A 20,033-nucleotide genomic window follows, 5' to 3' on the forward strand; every position below is an offset into this window, starting at 1 on the left:
CCGCGAGGACGGGGCCTTCGTCGTTTTCAGGAGCAGCGGGCCGGATCAGGCCAGCTTGATCTCGCGCAGGCGCTGCTGGAGGAACTCGTCGGCGGTGATCGATTCCGGATAGCGGTCCGGGTTCTCGTCGGTCACGCAGTTGGGCAGGGTCTTGATCTCGTAGTCCGACGCGAAGTGCAGGAAGAACGGCGTCGAGTAGCGCGGCAGGTGGCGGCGCTCGGCCGGCGGGTTCTGCACGCGGTGGATGGTCGAGGGCAGGACGTGGTTGGTCAGGCGCTCGAGCATGTCGCCGATGTTGATGACGATACAGCCCGGGGGCGGGTTGATCGGCAGCCACTCGCCGTTGCGGTCGAGCAGCTCGAGACCACCCTCCTCGGCGCCGAGCAGAAGCGTGATGGTGTTGATGTCGCCGTGGGCGCCGGCGCGCACGCCGGTGGCGTCCTGCGGGATCGGCGGATAGTGCAGCAGGCGCAGCACGCTGTTGCCGTTCTCGACGGTCGGCTTGAAGAACTCGCGGTCGAGCTTCAGGTAGGTGGCGATCGCCTCCAGCACCTTGCCGCCCATGCTGTCGAGCGCGTTGTAGAGCCAGCTGACGTCGTGCTTGAAGGCCGGGATCTCGGCCGGCCAGACGTTGTCGGCCATGGTGGCGCGGAAGCGGTGGCCGGGCGGCAGGTCGCGGCCCATGTGCCAGAATTCCTTCAGGTCGTAGTGCGTGGCGCCCTTGGCGGTTTCGACGCCGAACGGGATGTAGCCGCGCGCGCCGCCCTTGACCCCGGCGTACTGCTTCTTGGTCTCGACCGGCAGGGCGAAGAAGGCCTTGGTGTCGGAAATGGCCGCATCGATACGGTCCTGCGGCAGGTCGTACTCCGACAGGACAGCAAAGCCATAGCGCTCGAACGAGGCGCCCAGCTCCTGGGCGAAGCGCGGGAAGTCCTTGCTGTAGAGGGTGAACGAGATGGGCTCGATGGCGGATGCGGACACGTTTGGCCTTCGCGGGATTAGTAAGACGGGCCTTACTACACCCAACAGGCGGCGGAACGAAGGCCGTTCATCCCCCGCTCATCCGGATTGTCGGAACTTGACTATAAACGGGCGCGTTTGCCCGGCTTGAGTTTACCTTGGGCATGCACAACGACAGGACCTGGCCATGACGACCAAGAAGACCGCGTTCCGCGCCGCCGCCTTCGGCGCCCTGCTGATCGGCGCCGGCGCGATGACGGCCTGCACCACCACCGACCCGTACACCGGCATGCCGGTGCGCAACAACACCGGCACCGGCGCCTTGGCCGGCGCAGCCGGCGGCGCCCTGCTGGGCTACCTGACCAACACCAACAAGGGCGAGCAGGGCCGCAAGAACGCCCTGATCGGCGCCGGCATCGGCGCCCTGGCCGGCGGCGCGGTCGGCAACTACATGGACCGCCAGCAGGCCGACTTCCGCCGCAGCCTGGAAGGCTCGGGCGTGATGATCCGCCGCAACGGCGACCAGATCGTGCTGGTCATGCCCAGCGACGTGACCTTCGCCGTCGACAAGTCGGACGTGCAGCCGCAGTTCACCCGCGTGCTCGACGACGTCGCGCGCACCCTGAACGCCTATCCCCAGACCACCATCGACGTGGTGGGCCACGCCGACAGCACCGGTCCGGACGACTACAACCAGGCCCTGTCGGAGCGCCGCGCCGGCTCGGTGGCGGGCTATTTGACCGGCCCCGGCCGCGTGCTGCCCGACCGCGTGTTCGTGGCCGGCCAGGGCGAGCGCCAGCCGATCGCCTCCAACGACACCGCCGAGGGCCGCGCCCAGAACCGCCGGGTCGAGATCATCCTGCGCCCGCTGACCCAGTAAGCGGCGCGAGATATCGCCTTCAAAGCGGGCGGGGCGGCTTGACCAGCCGCTCCGCCTTTCGTTTTACAGGGCCCATGAAGACCCGCGCCGACCTCATCGCCTTCTTCGACGCCCACGATGTCGACCACGCCACCCTCGACCATCCGCCGGTGTTCCGCGTCGAGGAAGGGCTGGAGATCAAGAAGGCCCTGCCCGGCGGCCACACCAAGAACCTGTTCCTCAAGGACGCCAAGGGCCAGCTGTGGCTGATCTCGGCGCTCGGCGAGACGGCGATCGACCTGAAGAAGCTGCATCACGTGATCGGCTCGGGCCGGCTGTCGTTCGGCCCCGAGGCGATGATGGTCGAGACGCTGGGCGTCACGCCCGGCTCAGTCACCGCCTTCGGCCTGATCAACGACGAAAACCGCAGGATCCGCTTCGTGCTCGACAAGGCCCTGGCGCAGGCCGATCCGGTGAACTTCCACCCGCTGAAGAACGACGCCACCACCGCCGTCAGCCAGGCGGGCTTCCGCCGGTTCCTGGCCGCCCTGGGCGTCGAGCCGATGATCGTCGACTTCGAGGCGATGGCCGTCGTCGGCTAAGGCCCTCTTTTTCTAGCGCTGGGGCCCGACCCGGAACCGCAGGCACGCCCCGCGAGCCCGGACCGTCGGCTCGCCGGTGCAGTCGACGTCCACGGTCGCCGGACGCAGCGCCGTCAGCTTGCGGCCCGCCGGCGCCGCCAGGCAGTCGGTCAGGGTCTTGGCCATCTTTTCCAGCTCCACCGTGTGCGTCGCCTGGGCGTAGCCCTCCCACAGGAGCGTGCGCGCCTCGTCGGGCGTCGAGGGCGAGCCGGCCAGGACCGCGTACATGTAGGCCTGGCCGTCGGCCTCGTCGGCGGGCCAGAAGAACACCGCCTCGTGGCTGTCGGCCGCAGGGGTGGAGCCGATGAAGGCGTAGAGGGGCTCGCACGCTGCCGGCTTCTCCGCCGCCGACGCCTGCCCGGCTAGGCAGGACGCCGCCGCCCCGAGCAGGCTCAAGGACAGACGGAGCGGAAGACGACGGGCCATGTGGATCCTGGTGGAACGCCCCGGACGGGCGGCGCGCACCATCGCCGCCAAACGCCTTCGGGGCAAGAAGCCGCAGCCGCCGATTGCGAACCGCCTCGCCAAGGACCATCTTGCGGCGCTGAGCGTCCGCGCACGAGAGAAGAAGCAGTCATGTCCCTGATCGGTGAAAAGCCGGCCCCCATCCCGGCCGGCGGCAAGAGCGAACACATCAAGGACGGGACCGACGCCAGCTTCATGGCCGACGTCATCGAGGCCTCGAAGACCCAGCCGGTCATCGTCGACTTCTGGGCCACCTGGTGCGGCCCCTGCCGCCAGCTGACCCCGGCGCTGGAAAAGGTGGTCACCGCCGCCAAGGGCGCGGTGAAGCTGGTCAAGATCGACGTCGACAAGAACCCGGGCTTCGCAGGCCAGCTGCGCGTGCAGTCGATCCCCACCGTCTACGCCTTCGTCGACGGCCAGCCGGTGGACGGCTTCCAGGGCGCCCTGCCCGAAAGCCAGATCCAGCAGTTCGTCGACCGCATCTCGGGCCCGCCCGAGGCCGGCGCCGTGGACGAGCTGCTGGCCATGGCCAAGGAGAGCCTGGACGTCGAGGACCTGGGCGGCGCGGCCCAGGCCTTCGCCCAGGTGCTGCAGATGGAGCCCGACAACATCAAGGCGCTGGGCGGCCTGGCCCGCGTCCACCTGGCCGGCGGCGACCTGGAGCGCGCGGCCGAGATCGCCGACATGGCCCCGGCCAACGCCAAGGACCCGGACCTGGAAAGCGTGCGCGCCGCCTTGAAGCTGGCCCAAGCGGCTCCGTCCGAGACCGCCGCCTTCGAACAACGCCTGGCCGCCGACGCCGACGACCACGAAGCCCGGCTGGAACTGGCCAAGGCCTTGGCCGGCGCCGGCCAGCTGGACGCGGCCTGCGACCACCTGCTGACCATCATCCAGCGCGACCGGACCTGGAACGACGACGCCGCCCGCAAGCAGCTGCTGACCGTGTTCGAGGCCGCCGGCCCGACCTCGGAAGTCGCCAAGCAGGGGCGCAAGCGCCTGTCGTCGATCCTGTTCAGCTAGGTTTCAAGGACCCGTTCGCCGGGACAAGCGTTCAGAACACCCAGTCAAGGAGGCCGCCATGCCGGGCGTATACCGGAAGACCCTCGACCTGCCGCTGGTGATCCCCGTGTTCCCATTGGACGGGGCGCTGTTGCTTCCCGGCGGCCAGCTGCCGCTGAACATCTTCGAGCCGCGCTATCTCAACATGCTCGACGACGCCATGTCGGGCGAGCGCATGATCGGCATGGTCCAGACCCGGCCGGGCGGCGACATCACCCGGCCGGCCCTGGCCCCGATCGGCTGCGCCGGCCGGGTGACCAGCTTCGCCGAGACCAGCGACGGCCGCTATCTGATCACCCTGACGGGCGTGGCGCGGTTCCGCCTTGGCGAGGAGCTGCCGGCGCGCACGCCCTATCGCCAGGTGCGGGCCGACTTCACGCCCTTCGATCTCGACCTGCGCGAGGACCAGCAGGAAGCGGTCGGCGACGCAGCCCCGCTGCTCAACGCCCTGCGCCGCTATCTAGACCACCGGGGCCTGGCCATCGACTGGAGCGAGGCCCAGGCCGCGCCGTCCGACGCCCTGATCAACAGCCTGGCCATGGCCCTGCCGTTCGACCCGCTGGAGAAGCAGGCCCTGCTGGAGGCCCGCACCATCGCCGACCGCCGCAGCACCCTGGTGGCGCTGCTGGAGATCGACGCCGCCCAGGACGACGACGAGCCGCCCTCGGTGCAGTAGAGCGTCAGGCCGCGGCGGCCGCGCCGTCGGCCTTGGGCTGCGGCCGCCCGAAGCGGTTGTCGCCCGCCGTACCGTCCTGCAGGACGAAAACGATCAGCACGGCGGTCCCGCCCGGCACGAGATTGAGCAGCAGCCACCAGCCGCTGCGGTCGATGTCGTGCAGGCGGCGGATGGTCACCGACAACGCCGGGATCGCCAGGAACAGGCCGACATAGGGCAGCAGCGAGGCCGGCTTGTGGGGCGGCAGGCCCCGCAGGCCGTCGGCCAGCCCCCAGGCCATGCTCCAGACATAGCTGGGCAGCAGCGCCAGGGTCAGGGACAGCAGCAGGAATTGCAGGAACTCCGACCGGTCCGACCGGCCCTTGAAGTCAGCGAACCGGATCAGCGCCTTGAACATCGATATCGCGAGCCCTCCGCTGAACACCACCCATGGTAGCGAAACGGAGCGCGGTGAAAAGGTCCTGTGGGCGAAGGCCGCCTTTTAGGGCTTCACTGCATCCCAGGCGGCCACCTGGTAGCCGTTTTCGGACAGGCACTGCCCCATGGCGGCCTTGTGCCGCTCGTCCAGCGCGGCCCGCACGCCCTTGGAGCCCTTGGCCTTGTCGTACGGAACCTTGAGCACCAGGCCGGTGGGCCCCCGTTGCAGGTCGCGGGCCGTGGCGCTGGCCGGATGCACCTTGAAGCCGCTGGTCTTGCCCGCCCGCACCTCGTCGCGGCACGAGACAAAGGTGCTGGCGAAGGCCTTCTCGTCGCTGGCCCCCGTCGAGAGCCGCGGGCTGTAGGCGTTTTCGCCGCCCACTCCGCCTCCCATGGAGCCGCAGGCGGCCAGGGTCAGGGTGCTGGTGGCCACGGCGGCGGCAAGGAAGGTCCGTTCGATGGCGGTCATGTCGCTATCCGAGATCGTTGTTATCGCTTCTGCGACAACCGCGAGCCCGCGCGAGAGGTTCCGGCGGCGGGGCTTTCCCTATCGGCCTCCCGGCTCTAGAACAGCGCCATGACCGCCGCTCCTCCGCCCCCGCCCGTCGACGTCGATCCGCGCCTGCTGGAGGTGCTGGTCTGCCCGGTGACCCGCGCGCCGCTGTTCTATGACCGCGCCCGCGGCGAGCTGGTCAGCCACACGGCCAAGCTGGCCTACCCGATCCGCGACGGCGTGCCGATCATGCTGCCCGAAGAAGCCCGCAGCCTGGCTGACGGGGAGTAGCCCGCCTCTCACGGCGTGGCGAAAACCTTATCCTTCGACAAGCTCAGGATGAGGTTTTCGGTCAGACGCCGCGCCTGAACTCGTCCTCATCCTGAGCTTGTCGAAGGACGAGGACCACGTACGGCCTTACAGAGACGCCCCGCGTAACAATTTCGGCAGGTCGCCCACGCCGCCGCCGGCTTCGTGCATGAAGAACCGGCGCGCCGGCGCGATGCGGTTGACCGCCGCCATGCCGACGCCCCGCGCCACGCGCAGCAGCGGATTGTCGTTCGAAAACAGCCGCACGAAGCCGTCAAAGGCCAGGGCGTTGGTGACATTGTCGAACCGGCGCCAGCGGGCGTAGCGCTCCAGCGTCGCCTCGGCGCCGATGTCCTCGCCGTTGCGGATCGCCTCGACCACCACCTCGGCCAGGGCCGCGGCGTCCTTGAGGCCAAGGTTCAGGCCCTGGCCGGCGATCGGGTGCACCCCGTGGGCGGCGTCGCCGATCAAGGCCAGGCGCGGGGCGACCAGACGCTCGGCCAGCGACAGCGACAGCGGATAGACGAACACCGGCCCGGCCATCTCGACTTCACCCAGGAAGTCGCCGAACCGGCGCATCAGGTGGGCGTGGAAAGCTTCGGGGCTGGCGTGGCGCAGGGCCTCGCCGCGCGCAGTGCTCTCGGTCCAGACCAGGCTGGCGCGGTTGTCGGTCAGCGGCAGGATGGCGAACGGGCCGCTGGGCAGGAAATATTCATGCGCCACGCCCTCGTGCGGGTGCTGCATCTTCACCGTGGCGACGACGCCGCTCTGGCCATAGCCCCAGCCGATGTCGCCGATGCCCGCGGCCTTGCGCAGCGCCGAGTTGCGCCCTTCGGCGCTGACCGCCAGCGGCGCGCTCAGCACCCGGCCGTCGGTGAGCGTGACGCGCGCGCCCGAGGCGTCGACCTCGAGCCCCGCCGCACCGGCCGGAGCGATGACCTCCAGGCCCTTGTCCAACGCCGTCTTCGACAGGGCCGCGCGGATCTGGCGGTTCTCGATCAGGTAGCCCAGGGGCTCGCCTTCCGAGCGGTCGGCGATCTCGCCGCTGTCGAAGCGCAGGAAGAAGGGCGACGGCTTGCCCGAGGCCGCGCCCGGCGCCTTGCCGTCGGTGACCAGGATCTGCTCGATGCGCTGGGCGTGGGGCGCCAGGGCCTCGCCGGCGCCGATCGCCCGCCACTGGCGGAACGACGAGTACGCAATGGCTGAAGAGCGGCCGTCGAAGGTCGGCGCCAGCTGGGCGTCGAAGGGCTGCGGGTCGACCAGCAGCGGCCTGACGCCGCCGGAAGCGAGGGCGAGCGCCAGGGTGGTTCCGGCCATGCCGGCCCCGGCGATGATGACGTCGGCGTCGTGCTTGCGCATGGCGTGGGTATGCGCCCGCGCCGGGCTCGCTGTCCAGTTGGACGAAGCGTCCGACAGGCCCTTAGGGAGCCGCTCCAGCCTCCCCATATAGGGCAAAGCAAGATTTTTCCTCCGTGCGCGGCTATTCGCCGCCACCTTTGGAAATCCATGCCCTTGCCTACCTGCGTTACGAGGCGTAACGGGACGGCGCATTTCCCCTTGTCGGGGCTGAAAGATTGGAGACTGCGATGGGTTACCGGGTCGCCGTGGTCGGCGCCACGGGCAACGTGGGCCGCGAGATGTTCAACATCCTCGAGGAAGTGAAATTCCCCGTGGAGAAGATGCACGCCATCGCCTCGCGCAAATCCATCGGCACCGAGGTCTCGTTCGGCAGCCAGATCATCAAGTGCGAGGACCTCGAGCAGTTCGACTTCTCGAAGGTCGACATCGTGCTGATGAGCGCCGGCGGCTCGATCTCGGCCGCCTGGGGCGAGAAGATCGGCGCGGCCGGTCCGATCGTCATCGACAACTCCAGTCACTTCCGGATGGACCCGGACGTGCCGCTGGTGGTGCCGGAAGTGAACCCGGACGCCGTCAACAGCATCCCCAAGAACATCATCGCCAACCCCAACTGCTCGACCGCCCAGCTGGTGGTGGCGCTGAAGCCGCTGCACGACGAGGTGCCGATCAAGCGCGTGGTGGTGTCGACCTACCAGTCGGTTTCCGGCGCGGGCAAGGAAGGCATGGACGAGCTGTGGGACCAGACCAAGGGCGTCTTCGTCCTGGGCGCGCCCGAGCCCAAGAAGTTCACCAAGCAGATCGCCTTCAACGTCATCCCCCACATCGACGTCTTCATGGACGACGGCTTCACCAAGGAAGAGTGGAAGATGACCGTCGAGACCCAGAAGATCCTGGATCCGGCCATCCAGCTGGTCGCCACCTGCGTGCGCGTGCCGGTGATGGTGGGCCACTCGGAGTCGGTCAACATCGAGTTCACCGGCCCGCTGGACGAGGACGACGCCCGCGAGATCCTGCGCGACGCCGAAGGGATCGTGGTGGTCGATAAGCGCGAGAACGGCGGCTACATCACGCCGAAGGAAAGCCAGGGCGAGTTCCCGGTCTACGTGTCGCGCATCCGCAAGGACCCGACCGTCGAGCACGGCATCGCCCTCTGGTGCGTCGCAGACAACCTGCGCAAAGGCGCGGCCCTGAACGCCGTGCAGATCGCCCAGCTGCTGCACGACAAGGGCCTGATCAAGCAGAAGACGCCGGCCTAAAGAACGACCTCCCCGTCGTCCTTCCGCCAGCGGAGGGACGACGGGAACCGCCTTTCGGCGATACTTCGCACCCTTCAGCGACGCGGGCCCGCAAGATGTGGTCGGACGCCGGGATCCCTATCTGTCAGATCCCTCCGCGAAAGGTGCGGTCCATGCCTCCCAGTACCATCGGCAGTGCGAACAACGACGCGCGTTCGGCCTATCTCGCCGGCGTCGGCTGTTATCTGCTCTGGGGCTTCCTGCCCCTCTATTTCCACACCCTGTCGATCATGGGAGTCACCTCGTTCGAGATGATCGCCCACCGAACTCTGTGGTCGGTGATCTGGGCCGGCGGACTGGTGCTGCTGGCCCGCCAGGGCGGCCAGGTGGCGCAGGTGCTGCGCCAGCCCAAGACGCTGGGGATCCTGCTGCTGTCGACCCTGGCGATCTTCGGCAACTGGACGATCTACGTGCTGGCGGTGAACGCCGGCCGGGTGATCGAGGCCAGCCTCGGCTACTACATCAACCCGCTGATGAACATGGCGGCCGGCGCCCTGCTGTTCCGCGAGCGGATGAGCACCGAGGGCAAGGTCGCCATCGGCCTGGCCGCCGTCGGCGTGGCCATCCAGACCATCGCGCTTGGCCACCTGCCGCTGGTGTCGCTGGGCCTGGCCTTGAGCTTCTGCATCTATGCGATCCTCAAGAAGCAGGTGAAGGCCGACGCCCAGACGGGCCTGTTCATCGAGTGCGCCTACCTGGCCATTCCCGGCCTGCTCTATGTCTGGCATCTGCAATCGACCGGGGCCGGGCACTTCACCCAGGACGCCCGCACGGCGATCCTGCTGCTGGCCGCCGGCCCCGCCACCGTCGTGCCGCTGGCCCTGTTCGCCTGGTCGGCCCGCCGCCTGCCGCTGAGCGCCATGGGCTTCCTGCAATTCATCGCCCCCACCTTGCAGTTCCTGCTGGGCGTGTTCCTGGGCGAGGCCTTCACGCCGCTGCGGGCGCTGTCGTTCGTGTTCATCTGGCTGGGCGTGGCCGCCTTCGCCTACGGCGCCTGGAAGCGCACGCGGAGCGTCGCCGCGGCGAGCTGAACCGTCACGGTCGATAAACGTTGGTCAATTTGTCGCACCGCCGCCGACCCTTAAGCCGGCGGCAAGACGCGCTGCGTCAGGTATGCCGACAGACTTAATGCTGGGGGAACCATGTCCACGGAAACCATCACCACGCCCGATCTGGCCGCCGTGCTCGAGGCTCTGTCGGTCGAGATGTCATTGGCCGCCGAGGCCTGCGGCCACCTGGACAGCGCCCTGGGCAAGATCCTCGAGAACACCCCGCCGGAATCCCGCCTGGCCGTGATGCAGGAACTGCACACGGTCGACCACCTGGCGCAGCACATCACCGCCATCACCGACTTCACGGCCAAGCTCGTGCAGGCCGCCCCGGAAGGCGTGCCGCTGCCGGTGCAGGAGGCCCTGTCGACCATCACCCTGGGGGCGGTGGCCGAGCGGCTGCGGGGGCGGCTGGGGCTGTAGGCTCTCTCCCATACCTCCCGTCATTCCCGCCCTCGTGGCGGGAAGCCCTGGGTCCGCTCGCACGTGAAGCACCAGCGGCGTGCTGAGCACGCCGCCCCGTCTGCCCTTGCGGCTGATAGAGGGGTTCCCGCCACGAGGGCGGGAATGACGGGCGGATAGGGTGTGAACCTACAAGCTGGCGTATGCCGCCTTGATCAGGCTGACCGCGCGCGGGTCGCCGATCAGTTCGTTGCCCTGGCGGTTCATCACGTACGAGCCCGAGACCCCGGTCTTCGGGTCGGCGAAGGCGCAACTGCCGCCCCAGCCCGAGTGGCCGAAGGCGTCGGCCGTGGGGCCGTAGAAGAAGTTGGGCGTGTTGCGCATGAAGCCCGCGCCCCAGCTGATCTGGTAGGGCAGGACGAGGTCCTGGCCGGCGATGCGCTCGGCGCGGGCCTTTTCCATCGTCTGCGGCGACAGGATCTTCACGCCGTCCAGCGTGCCGCCGCTGGCCAGGGCGCCCATCAGGCGAGCCAGGGAATGGGCGGTGGCGTGGCCGTTGGCCGAGGGGATCTCGGCCCGGCGCCATTCGCCGGTGCCGCGACCGCCGGGCGCGGCCCATTTGGTCATGAAGGCGGCCTTCACCGCGTCGTTGATCTCGCCGAATTTCGGGAAGGCGGTCGGGCGCATCAGGTCGGCGCAGCGCGCATGCTCGCTGTCGGGCAGGCCGATCCAGATGTCGAGGCCCAGCGGCTGGGCCAGGTCCTCGCGCAGCGCGGTCCCCATGGTGCGGCCGTCGACCCGACGGAAGATCTCGCCGGCCGTGAAGCCGAAGGTCACCGGGTGGTAGCCGCTGGCCGAGCCGATCGGCCACAGCGGGGCCATGGCCGCCAGCTTGGCGGTCGTCGCCTGCCAGTCGAACCAGATGGCCGGATCGACCTCGTCGAGGAAGCCCGACAGGCCGTCCTGGTGCGACATCACCTGGCCGACGGTGACGTCCTGCTTGCCGGCCTGCGCGAACTCCGGCCACACGGACGCAACGGTCTGGTCGTAGGTCAGCTTGCCCTGGTCCACCAGGCGCGCGACCAGCAGGGCGGCGATGGCCTTGGTGGTCGAGAACAGCGGGGTCAGGGTGTCGGGCCCGAAGGCGACCTGATGCTTGCGGTCCGCATAGCCGGCCATCAGGTCGACCACCACCTCGCCGTCGACGGCCAGGGTGAAACGCGCGCCCAGCTCGCCGCCGCCCGGCGAGGCTGGGTCGAAATTGGCCTCGAAGGCTTCGTAGACCTGGGCGAACGGGGCGGGGCAGACGCCGGTGATGTCGAGGCTCATGAAGTTTCGTCTAGCCCGCCAGGCCGGGGTTTGTCATCCGAAGGACAGTGCAACGCGTAACCGGAGCCCCCGATGAAGCCCGACGTCCTGCAACTGAAGGCCCTGTCCCCACAGCTCGAAGCCGGGCTGGAGGCGGCCTATGCCGTCCACCGCCCCTATCGCGCCGCCGATCCGGACGCGCTGATCGCGCAGGTCGCGGAAACGGTCCGTGCCGTGGTCACCGGCGGCGACCTGGGCATGCCCGCCGCGCTGTGGGCCCGCCTGCCGGCCCTGGAGATCGTGGCGGTGCACGGCGTCGGCCTCGACAAGGTCGACCTCGACGTCGCCGCCGCCCGGGGCGTGACCGTAACCACCACGCCCGGCGTGCTGACGCAGGATGTCGCCGAGCTGGCGATCGGCCTGTGGCTGTCGCTGTCGCGCCGGATGGTGAGCGTCGACCGCTACGTGCGCGAAGGCCGCTGGCCGAAGGCAGAGCGCTTGGCCCTGGCGCGGCGGGCGACAGGGCGCACGGTGGGGATCCTGGGCCTGGGCCAGATCGGCCGGGCCATCGCCGACATGGCCGCGCCGTTCGCGGGCCAGATCGCCTACCACAGCCGCCGGCCGGTCGAGGGCGTCCCCTACGCCTACCAAGCCAGCCCGCTGGAGCTCGCGAAGGCGGTCAACGTGCTGTTCCTGGTCACCCCGGGCGACGCCGGCCCGCTGGTCGACGCGGACGTGCTGGCGGCCCTGGGTCCGGACGGCCTGCTGGTCAATGTGGCGCGCGGCTCGGTGGTCGACGAGGCGGCCCTGGTCGCGGCGCTCAGCGACGGCACGATCGCGGGCGCGGGCCTCGACGTCTTCGAGGACGAGCCGAACGTTCCGGAAGCACTGCTCACGATGGACAACGTGGTGCTGCAACCCCACCGCGGCAGCGCCACGGAAGAGGCGCGCGCGGCGATGGCGGCCCTGGTCTTGGAGAACCTAGAGCGGCATTTCTCGGGCTGAGACGCGCCTAAACCACCAGCTTCCAGGCGTCCGCGATCAGCTGATCCAGCAAGGCGGCCTCGTCCGGGCCATGGCGCTCGATGGCCAGGCCGTCGGAGGCCTTGCCCCGCACCCGATACATGCCGGCCGTGACCTCGGTCAGCGTGAAGCTCCAGCCCTCCCGCGGCGGGCTTTTCACGGCGCGGGGATCATGGGGAATGCTCATCAGGCCAACCGCTCGATCCGCACGGTCGGGGAGGTCTGCTTGATGCGGGCGGCCATGGCCACGATCGGCAGTTCGGGCGCGTTCCAGATATTGGCGGCGGTGACGGTCTCGGCCACGCCGCCGACGGCGCGGGCCAGGCCATAGGACAGGGTCTGGCCTTCCAGGATCGAGGCGGCGAACAGGGCCGTCAGCAGGTCGCCGGTGCCGCTGGGCGAGCGCTCGGCCTTGGCGTGGGCGGCGAGCCACGCTTCCTTGCGGTCGGCATAGACCACGCCGATCTCGCTGCCGCGCTGCACCGACGAGACGATCACCGGCTTGTTCAGCAGGCGCGCGGCGCGTACGGCCCCGGCCGGATCGCGCACCTCGGCCCCGGTCAGGCGTTGCAGTTCCCAGGCGTTGGGGGCGACGATGTCGGCGCGCGGGATCAGGTCGGCGGCGATGGCGTCGGCGACCTCGGCCGGCACGTAGAGGCCCTTGCCGGCGTCGCCCATGGTCGGATCGACGATGATGGTCGGCTTGCGGCCCGAGGACCCGTCGCGCGGAGCGGCCCGCACGGCGTCGATGGCCCGGGCGGCCGCGCGGACCTGGGCGGCGCTGGCGAAATAGCCGGTGATGACGATGTCGGTCAGGCCGAACAGGCCGTTGGCCTCCAGCCCGTCGAGCATGCCCTCGACCACCTCGATCGGCACCGGCGCGCCGCCGGGAACACCCCAGCCGGGATGGCGGCCGAACAGCACGGTCGGCACGACCATGGTGTCGATGCGGAACTGGGTCAGGGCCGCGGCCTGGGCGGTGGCGCCGACCTGGCTGCCGGCGACGTGGCTGGAAATGAGGAGCGCGAGCGGCATGGTCAATGCGATTAGCCGAGCCGACAGAACTTGAACAGGGCGTCACGACGGCAAAACCGAGGCCGCCGTCTCGCTGTCGTCCAGGCAACAAAAAAGCCCGCTCCGAAGAGCGGGCTTTCCTGGGTTCTGCCTGCCGGCGGATCGCTTAGTAGCGGTAGTGGTCCGGCTTGAACGGGCCGGCTTCCGGCACGCCGATGTAGTCGGCCTGTTCCTTGTTCAGCTTCGACAGCTTCGCGCCGAGCTTTTCGAGGTGCAGGAAGGCGACCTTCTCGTCGAGGTGCTTGGGCAGGGTGTAGACTTCGTTCTTGTAGGACGCGGCGTTGGTCCACAGCTCGATCTGGGCCAGCGTCTGGTTGGTGAACGAGGCCGACATCACGAACGAGGGGTGGCCGGTGGCGTTGCCCAGGTTCACCAGGCGGCCTTCCGACAGCAGGATGATCTTCTTGCCGTCCGGGAATTCCACGTGGTGGACCTGCGGCTTGATCTCGTCCCACTTGAAGTTCTTCAGGCCGGCGACCTGAATTTCCGAGTCGAAGTGGCCGATGTTGCAGACGATGGCGTTGTTCTTCATCTGCCGCATGTGGTCGACGGTGATGACGTCCTTGTTGCCGGTCGCGGTGACGTAGATGTCGCCCTTGCCGGCGACGTCGTCGAGGGTCTGGACCTCGTAGCCTTCCATCGCCGCCTGCAGGGCGCAGATCGGGTCGATTTCGGTGACGATCACGCGGGCGCCGCCTTGGCGCAGCGAAGCGGCCGAGCCCTTGCCCACGTCGCCGTAGCCGCAGACCACCGCGACCTTGCCCGACAGCATGACGTCGGTGCCGCGACGGATCGCGTCGACCAGCGATTCACGGCAGCCGTACAGGTTGTCGAACTTGCTCTTGGTGACGCTGTCGTTGACGTTGATGGCCGGGAACGGCAGGTCGCCCTTGGCGGCCATCTGGTACAGGCGGTGGACGCCCGTGGTGGTCTCTTCCGACACGCCGCCGATGGCGTCGCGGATGGCGGTGTAGAAGCCCGGCTTCTCGGCCAGGTAGCGCTTCATGACGGTGTAGAGCGCTTCTTCTTCCTCGTTCTGCGGGTTGTTGAGGATCGACGGATCCTTCTCGGCCTTCGGGCCGAGCACGCACAGCAAGGTGGCGTCGCCGCCGTCGTCCAGGATCAGGTTCGGGTAGCCGCCGTCGTGCCACTCGAAGATCTTGTGGGCGTATTCCCAGTACTCGACCAGGTTCTCGCCCTTGAAGGCGAAGACCGGGATGCCGGCGGCGGCGATGGCGGCCGCGGCGTGGTCCTGGGTCGAGAAGATGTTGCACGAAGCCCAGCGGACTTCGGCGCCGAGAGCCACCAGGGTCTCGATCAGCACGCCGGTCTGGATCGTCATGTGCAGGCTGCCGGCGATGCGGGCGCCCTTGAGGACCTGCGCGGGGCCGTATTCGGCGCGCGTGGCCATCAGGCCCGGCATTTCGGTCTCGGCGATGGCGAGTTCCTTGCGGCCGAAATCGGCGAGCGAGATGTCCTTGACGATGTAGTCGGCCACGGGCGGCTCCTGGATCGGGGGAATGTCTTGACCGCTGTATAGCGCGGGCGGCGGACAGTGGCAAATTGACATAAAGATTTCCTTATGTCCGCGCGCCCATGAAACGGGCAGACGCCAATACGCCTGGCGGGAGAACTGGCGTGACCCTTGCGGACCAAGGCGGCTCTAGTGCCAATGTGGGATGTGGGGGATTACCGAAATGCGTTCGCCGAGCCGGCCTTTTTTCAAGGCCTATGAAGTCGTGGCCATCGTGGCCTTCGTGATCGTCGCCGCCGTCGTGGGCAGCCTGAAACTGGTCTACTGAAAACAGCCCGGCGGGCCGTCGAGGGAACGGAACGCCGTTCGCCGCGCGTTGTAGGCGGATGCCGGAAGGTCCCGTTTCGACACCGCCGACGCCGACCAGCCCCGGGCGCAAGCCCGGCGCCCGTTGGCGCGCCCTGCCGCGCTCGGCCCGCTGGGGCATCGGCGGCGCCCTGCTGATCCTGGCGGCGATCGTCGCCTTCTTCGTCTGGTTCGACTGGAACATGCTGCGCGGCCCCGTCGGCCGCTTCGCCTCGGCCCAGCTGAAACGGGAGGTGCGGATCGACGGCGACCTGCGTGTCCATCCCTGGTCCTTCTCGCCCAAGGCCGAGGCCTATGGCCTGTTCCTGGGCCAACCGGACTGGGCGCCCAAGACCGGCCCGCAGGCCGGCCACATGGCCCGGGTCGACCGGGTGGCGGTGCAGATCAAGCTGCTGCCGCTGCTGAAAGGCGACGTCATCCTGCCGCTGGTGGCGGTCGACCGCCCCGACGTGCGGCTGCTGCGCGAGGCCTCGGGCCGCGCCAACTGGACCTTCGGCGACCCCAACAAGAAGCGCACCAAGCCGCTGAAGCTGCCGGCCATCCAGCACTTCGTGATCAACGACGGCGCCCTGCGGGTCGAGGACCGCCAGCGCGACGTACTGTTCACCGGTACGGTCAGCTCCAACGAGCACGCCAGCGGCGACGGCAAGGGCCGGTTCGTGCTGGAGGGCAAGGGGACCTACAACCGCCAGCCGTTCCTGGCGCGGGTGACCGGCGGGCCGCTGCTGAACATCTCGCCCAATCGCCCCTACCCGTTCGACGCCCAGGTCAGCGCCGGCACGACGCAGATGAGCGCCGAGGGCTCGATCACCAAGCCGTTCGATCTGGGCCGCTTCGAAAGCGACCTGACGGTGGCCGGCACGGATCTCAACCGCCTCTATGGCCTCACGGGCCTGACCCTGCCCAACACCCCGCCCTACCGGATCAGCGGCCACCTGGTGCGCAAGGGCGGCCGGTTCGACTTCGAGAAGTTCTCGGGCCGCATCGGCGACAGCGACGTCAACGGCGACCTCTTCGTGCTGGTCGACCGCGAGCGGCCCTACCTGGAGGCCGACCTGCGTTCCAAGCGCCTGGACTTCGACGACCTGGGCAGCCTGGTCGGCGCCGCCCCGGCCACAGGTCGCGGCGAGACCGCCTCGGCCGGCCAGAAGGTCGAGGCCGGCCAGCGCGAGGCCACCGGCCGCATCCTCCCCGACGCCACCCTGCAGGTGGACCGCGTGCGGGCCATGGACGCCAAGGTCACCTACCGCGCCCTGGCGGTAAACGCCCCCAACCTGCCGCTGCAGAAGGTGCGGCTGGACCTGAAGCTCGACAAGGGCGTGCTCGACATGGACCCGATCGCCTTCACCTTCTCGCGCGGGGATCTGGCCGGGAAGGTGCGGCTGGATGCACGGCCCAACACGCCGGTCACCGACCTTGATTTGCGCCTGACCAACGCCAAGCTGGAGGACTTCATCCCGCTGAAGACCGCCGGCAAGCCGGCCATCGAGGGCGGCATCGTGGCGAGGGCCAAGCTGCGCGGGACCGGCAATTCCGTGCACCGGGCCGCAGCCTCGTCGAACGGCACGGTGACCCTGGTCGCCCCCAAGGGCCAGGTGCGCCAGGCCTTCGCCGAGCTGCTGGGCGTCAACGCCTCCAAGGGCCTCTTGATGCTGCTGTCGAAGGATCCGAAGGAGACCAGCCTGCGCTGCGCCGTGGCCAGCTTTGACGTCAGGGACGGCGTCATGCGCGCCGACAAGATCATCGCCGACACCGGCGTGGTTGTCGCCAAGGGCGAGGGCACGATCAACCTGAAGACCGAGCGCCTGGACCTGCGCATCGAGGGCGACAGCAAGAAGCCGCGCCTGGTGCGCCTGTTCATTCCGATCGAGATCAAGGGCCCGCTGGGCAAGCCCGACATCGACCTGCAACCCGGCGGCGCCATCGCCCAGGGCGGCGTCGCCGCGGCGCTGGGCTCGCTGCTGAGCCCCCTGGCGGCGATCCTGCCCTTCGTCACGCCCGGCCTGGAGAAGGACGCCGACTGCGCGGCCCTGGTCGCCGAGGCGCGCGGCGACGGCGTGGCGGTGCGCACCACCCAAACGACGCAGGCCAAGCCGAAGAAGGGCGAGTAGCCCGGCCGCTCACCAGAACGGCTTGAGGTCCCTCATCTGCGCCAGGGCGGCCTTGGCCTCGCGCATCAGCTTGTGGGTCGCCTCGGGCGCGGCCGACAGGGCGCCGGCGGCGTAGGCCGCCTGGGGGTCGCCGTCGACCAGGGCGGCTTCGCGGGCGAGGCCGGCGCCCAGCGCCTGGTCGTTGAGGCCGCCCAGGGCGTCCTGCAGGTCGCGGGCGGCGTCCGACCACCGCTCCAGCCGCCTGGGATGGTCGGGGAACAGCGTGGCCAGGGCGTCAATGGCGTAGCGCAGGCCCTTGCCGCGGATCCGCAGGCGGTGGCGGGCCTCGGCGTCGAGCGCCTCCAGGTGCTCGCCGCGCTTGAGCACGTCCTTCGACAGCGCCTTGAGCCGATCGGCCGCGAAGGCCTTGGCGGAGCTTCCCCGCACCTCGGCCCGTTCGGGATCGGCCAGCCAGTCGCCGGCCTCCAGCCAGGCGGCGATGTCGAGGGCCAGGAGGCCGAAGCGACCGGGCGCGGCGGCGTCCAGGGCACGGGCGTAGGCGGCCTGCTGAGCCTCGACCAGGGCCTTGCCCAGCGCGCCCAGGCCTTCGACCGGCTGCGGATCGGCCTCGACGGCCGGGCGCCAGGTGCCGGCGATGTAGACATCGAGGTCGCGGGCCGGGCCCAGGGCGTCGGCCATGACCTTCAGCGCGTCGGAGGCCGGCCTCGCCGCCAGCCTGCCGGTGACCGGCCGGAACAGCTTGAGCAGGGCGCGCAGGCGGCGGGCCGCCACGCGCAGATTGTGCAGCGCCTCGGGACCGGGCAGGTCAACCAGGGCCTCGGCGGCGACGCACAGGCGGCCCAGCGCCGTGTTGCCCAGGGCCTGGAAGGCCTCGGCGGCGGTCATGGCGCGGGTCAGGACAGCGGCCTCGCGGCGGGCGCCGGGCGCTTCGCCGAGCGCCAGGGCGTAGCCGCGCTCGGCCTTGCTCACCAGCGACAGGCGCAGGGGCGCATGGGCCATCAGGTCACGCGCCAGGTCGAACAGGGCGGCGGGCTCGCCGGTCTTCAGCTCCAGTTCCAGCTCGTTGACGGCGGCGCGATCGGTTCCGGCCTGCAACTCGCCGCGATCCAGGGCCGCCTCGATCACCGCGCCGGCGTGCTCGACCAGGCGCAGGGTGCGCTCGACCTTGGCGGCGAAGACGGGCGCCAGGACGTCGCCATTGACGATGCGGCCGGCCGGGGTCTGGTCCAGCAGATCGCGGTCGGGGCCGGGCCCCGAAACGGGCGCCTCCCACTCGCCGCGGGCGAAGACGCCGCCGGCCGAGGCCGATTTCAGGGTCTGCTTGCGGCCGCCGTCGCCGTCGCGCACCCGCAGGCCGAAGCCCGCCCGGCGCAGGGCGTGGTCGGCGGTGTCGTAATAGGTGGCGTCGAGCCGGCGCACCGCGCCATCCGCGCCCAGACGGGCCAGGATCGCGTCGGAAGCCTCCGGGGCGATCAGGAACTTCAGTTCGATTTCGCGATCCATGATCCGACTATAACCACCCTGCAGGCGTTTGGCTTCCGCAACGCAACATCGTGCGGATGCGCGGGCCGTCTTGCCATTCTGATCGCCCAAGTTCAAACCTGCGCGCCATGACGCCGATCAACATCTCCGCACAGCCCCGCCACGACTGGACCCTCGAGCAGGTCGAGGCGCTGTTCGCCCTGCCGTTCATGGAGCTGGCGTTCGAGGCCGCGCGCGTGCACCGCGCCTGGTTCGACCCCTCCGAAATGCAGCTTTCGCAGCTGCTGTCGGTCAAGACCGGCGGCTGCGCCGAGAACTGCGGCTATTGCAGCCAGAGCGCCCACTTCAAGACCGGCCTGAAGGCCGAGAAGCTGATAGAGCCGGCCGTGGTCATCGCCAAGGCCCGCGCCGCCCGCGACGGCGGCGCCCAGCGCTTCTGCATGGGCGCGGCCTGGCGCGAGCTGAAGGACCGCGACCTGCCCAAGCTGGCCGAGATGATCGGCGGCGTGAAGGCGCTAGGCATGGAGACCTGCGCGACGCTCGGCATGCTGACCGCCGAACAGGCCAAGCAGCTGAAGGACGCCGGCCTCGACTACTACAACCACAACCTCGACACCGGCCCCGACTACTACAAGGACGTGGTGACGACCCGCACCTACCAGGAGCGCCTCGACACCCTGGCCTATGTGCGCGACGCGGGCATGAGCACCTGCTGCGGCGGCATCGTCGGCATGGGTGAGACCCGCCGCGACCGCGCCGGCCTGCTGCATCAGCTGGCCACCCTGCCGGCCCACCCCGACAGCCTGCCGATCAACGGCCTGGTGCCGATCAGCGGCACGCCGCTGGGCGACCAGATCCTGGCCGAGGGTGAAAAGGCCATCGACTCCATCGAGTTCGTGCGCACCATCGCGGTGGCCCGCATCGTCTGCCCCAAGGCCATGGTCCGCCTGTCGGCCGGCCGCGAGGGCATGAACCGCGAGCTGCAGGCCCTGTGCTTCCTGGCCGGCGCCAACTCGATCTTCGTCGGCGGCAAGCTGCTCACCACGCCGCTGCCCGACATGGACGACGACAGCCGCCTGTTCCACGACCTCGACCTCAAGCCGATGGTCATGGTGAAGGCCGAGGTGGCGGCCCCCGAAGCGGTGCCGGCGGAATAGGTCCTTTCTGGACGAAATTTAATGAAGGCGGGCCCGGCGCTCGCTTGTCCCGGA

The 20,033-nt window shown here is 69.4% G+C and carries 21 protein-coding genes; 11 read left to right on the plus strand and 10 right to left on the minus strand.

All coding sequences use genetic code 11. The features are described from left to right. Positions 1 to 45 precede the first annotated feature (45 nt). Positions 46 to 981, minus strand: coding sequence for an isopenicillin N synthase family dioxygenase (locus SGCZBJ_RS02160; protein ID WP_101716395.1), 936 nt, complete (start codon positions 979 to 981; stop codon positions 46 to 48). Between the two features lie 166 nt (positions 982 to 1,147). On the opposite strand from SGCZBJ_RS02160, the gene SGCZBJ_RS02165 reads away from it, so the two are divergent. Together SGCZBJ_RS02165 and SGCZBJ_RS02170 are read left to right on the plus strand one after the other, a co-directional pair. Next, positions 1,148 to 1,840, plus strand: coding sequence for a YiaD family glycine zipper/OmpA-like lipoprotein (locus tag SGCZBJ_RS02165; RefSeq protein ID WP_101716396.1), 693 nt, complete (start codon positions 1,148 to 1,150; stop codon positions 1,838 to 1,840). Between the two features lie 74 nt (positions 1,841 to 1,914). Further along, positions 1,915 to 2,421, plus strand: a complete 507-nt coding sequence (locus SGCZBJ_RS02170) for a prolyl-tRNA synthetase associated domain-containing protein (protein WP_101716397.1) — start codon at positions 1,915 to 1,917, stop codon at positions 2,419 to 2,421. Positions 2,422 to 2,433: 12 nt separating this feature from the next. Here the strand turns inward: SGCZBJ_RS02170 and SGCZBJ_RS02175 are convergent, their stop codons facing one another. Next, complete coding sequence (locus SGCZBJ_RS02175; RefSeq protein WP_133149167.1) at positions 2,434 to 2,886, minus strand: hypothetical protein; 453 nt, start codon at positions 2,884 to 2,886, stop codon at positions 2,434 to 2,436. 150 nt (positions 2,887 to 3,036) lie between these two features. On the opposite strand from SGCZBJ_RS02175, the gene trxA reads away from it, so the two are divergent. Both trxA and SGCZBJ_RS02185 read left to right on the plus strand, forming a co-directional pair. Further along, positions 3,037 to 3,945, plus strand: coding sequence for a thioredoxin (gene trxA, locus SGCZBJ_RS02180; RefSeq protein WP_101716399.1), 909 nt, complete (start codon positions 3,037 to 3,039; stop codon positions 3,943 to 3,945). A 58-nt stretch (positions 3,946 to 4,003) separates the two neighbouring features. Beyond that, complete coding sequence (locus SGCZBJ_RS02185) at positions 4,004 to 4,660, plus strand: LON peptidase substrate-binding domain-containing protein (RefSeq protein ID WP_101716400.1); 657 nt, start codon at positions 4,004 to 4,006, stop codon at positions 4,658 to 4,660. A gap of 4 nt (positions 4,661 to 4,664) precedes the next feature. Here the strand turns inward: SGCZBJ_RS02185 and SGCZBJ_RS02190 are convergent, their stop codons facing one another. Continuing rightward, the gene (locus tag SGCZBJ_RS02190; RefSeq protein ID WP_101716401.1) at positions 4,665 to 5,057 is read right to left on the minus strand and encodes a DUF805 domain-containing protein; all 393 of its coding nucleotides are present in this window, start codon (positions 5,055 to 5,057) and stop codon (positions 4,665 to 4,667) included. Between the two features lie 84 nt (positions 5,058 to 5,141). Next, positions 5,142 to 5,546 (minus strand): hypothetical protein, encoded by a 405-nt coding sequence (locus SGCZBJ_RS02195; protein ID WP_101716402.1) that lies wholly within the window; start codon positions 5,544 to 5,546, stop codon positions 5,142 to 5,144. A 108-nt stretch (positions 5,547 to 5,654) separates the two neighbouring features. Here SGCZBJ_RS02195 and SGCZBJ_RS02200 point away from each other — a divergent pair, with 108 nt between their 5' ends. Further along, positions 5,655 to 5,861: a Trm112 family protein gene (locus SGCZBJ_RS02200; protein WP_058348402.1), complete on the plus strand. Its 207-nt coding sequence runs from the start codon at positions 5,655 to 5,657 to the stop codon at positions 5,859 to 5,861. 126 nt (positions 5,862 to 5,987) lie between these two features. Here the strand turns inward: SGCZBJ_RS02200 and SGCZBJ_RS02205 are convergent, their stop codons facing one another. Next, on the minus strand, positions 5,988 to 7,238 hold the full coding sequence (locus SGCZBJ_RS02205; protein WP_101716403.1) for a UbiH/UbiF/VisC/COQ6 family ubiquinone biosynthesis hydroxylase: 1,251 nt from the start codon (positions 7,236 to 7,238) through the stop codon (positions 5,988 to 5,990). A gap of 227 nt (positions 7,239 to 7,465) precedes the next feature. Here SGCZBJ_RS02205 and SGCZBJ_RS02210 point away from each other — a divergent pair, with 227 nt between their 5' ends. The 3 genes from SGCZBJ_RS02210 to SGCZBJ_RS02220 all read left to right on the plus strand — a co-directional run bounded on the left by SGCZBJ_RS02210 (position 7,466) and on the right by SGCZBJ_RS02220 (position 10,005). Then, positions 7,466 to 8,494, plus strand: a complete 1,029-nt coding sequence (locus tag SGCZBJ_RS02210; RefSeq protein ID WP_101716404.1) for an aspartate-semialdehyde dehydrogenase — start codon at positions 7,466 to 7,468, stop codon at positions 8,492 to 8,494. A 152-nt stretch (positions 8,495 to 8,646) separates the two neighbouring features. Then, the gene (gene rarD, locus SGCZBJ_RS02215) at positions 8,647 to 9,564 is read left to right on the plus strand and encodes an EamA family transporter RarD (RefSeq protein ID WP_101716405.1); all 918 of its coding nucleotides are present in this window, start codon (positions 8,647 to 8,649) and stop codon (positions 9,562 to 9,564) included. A 111-nt stretch (positions 9,565 to 9,675) separates the two neighbouring features. Further along, complete coding sequence (locus SGCZBJ_RS02220; protein WP_101716406.1) at positions 9,676 to 10,005, plus strand: hypothetical protein; 330 nt, start codon at positions 9,676 to 9,678, stop codon at positions 10,003 to 10,005. Between the two features lie 168 nt (positions 10,006 to 10,173). Here SGCZBJ_RS02220 and SGCZBJ_RS02225 read toward each other — a convergent pair whose 3' ends face one another. Then, complete coding sequence (locus SGCZBJ_RS02225) at positions 10,174 to 11,313, minus strand: serine hydrolase domain-containing protein (protein ID WP_101716407.1); 1,140 nt, start codon at positions 11,311 to 11,313, stop codon at positions 10,174 to 10,176. Between the two features lie 72 nt (positions 11,314 to 11,385). Here SGCZBJ_RS02225 and SGCZBJ_RS02230 point away from each other — a divergent pair, with 72 nt between their 5' ends. Continuing rightward, on the plus strand, positions 11,386 to 12,297 hold the full coding sequence (locus SGCZBJ_RS02230) for a 2-hydroxyacid dehydrogenase (protein ID WP_101716408.1): 912 nt from the start codon (positions 11,386 to 11,388) through the stop codon (positions 12,295 to 12,297). Between the two features lie 7 nt (positions 12,298 to 12,304). Here SGCZBJ_RS02230 and SGCZBJ_RS02235 read toward each other — a convergent pair whose 3' ends face one another. From SGCZBJ_RS02235 to ahcY, 3 genes are all read right to left on the minus strand, one after another. Next, entirely contained in the window at positions 12,305 to 12,502 is a 198-nt protein-coding gene (locus SGCZBJ_RS02235; RefSeq protein WP_101716409.1) for a hypothetical protein, read from the minus strand. Next, positions 12,502 to 13,350, minus strand: coding sequence for a pyridoxal kinase (locus SGCZBJ_RS02240; protein WP_101716410.1), 849 nt, complete (start codon positions 13,348 to 13,350; stop codon positions 12,502 to 12,504). The genes SGCZBJ_RS02235 and SGCZBJ_RS02240 overlap by 1 nt, the downstream gene beginning before the upstream one ends. A 145-nt stretch (positions 13,351 to 13,495) precedes the next feature. Continuing rightward, complete coding sequence (gene ahcY, locus SGCZBJ_RS02245) at positions 13,496 to 14,887, minus strand: adenosylhomocysteinase (protein WP_101716411.1); 1,392 nt, start codon at positions 14,885 to 14,887, stop codon at positions 13,496 to 13,498. A 362-nt stretch (positions 14,888 to 15,249) separates the two neighbouring features. Between ahcY and SGCZBJ_RS02250 the strand changes: the two genes are divergently transcribed. Beyond that, complete coding sequence (locus SGCZBJ_RS02250) at positions 15,250 to 17,340, plus strand: AsmA family protein (protein ID WP_101716412.1); 2,091 nt, start codon at positions 15,250 to 15,252, stop codon at positions 17,338 to 17,340. 9 nt (positions 17,341 to 17,349) lie between these two features. On the opposite strand, the gene SGCZBJ_RS02255 is transcribed toward SGCZBJ_RS02250, so the two are convergent. Beyond that, positions 17,350 to 18,843: a CYTH and CHAD domain-containing protein gene (locus SGCZBJ_RS02255; RefSeq protein WP_101716413.1), complete on the minus strand. Its 1,494-nt coding sequence runs from the start codon at positions 18,841 to 18,843 to the stop codon at positions 17,350 to 17,352. Between the two features lie 107 nt (positions 18,844 to 18,950). Here SGCZBJ_RS02255 and bioB point away from each other — a divergent pair, with 107 nt between their 5' ends. Continuing rightward, positions 18,951 to 19,979, plus strand: a complete 1,029-nt coding sequence (gene bioB, locus SGCZBJ_RS02260) for a biotin synthase BioB (protein WP_101716414.1) — start codon at positions 18,951 to 18,953, stop codon at positions 19,977 to 19,979. The last annotated feature ends 54 nt before the right edge of the window (positions 19,980 to 20,033 follow it).

It is taken from the genome of Caulobacter zeae (assembly GCF_002858925.1).
In the GTDB taxonomy this organism is placed as follows: Bacteria; Pseudomonadota; Alphaproteobacteria; order Caulobacterales; family Caulobacteraceae; genus Caulobacter; species Caulobacter zeae.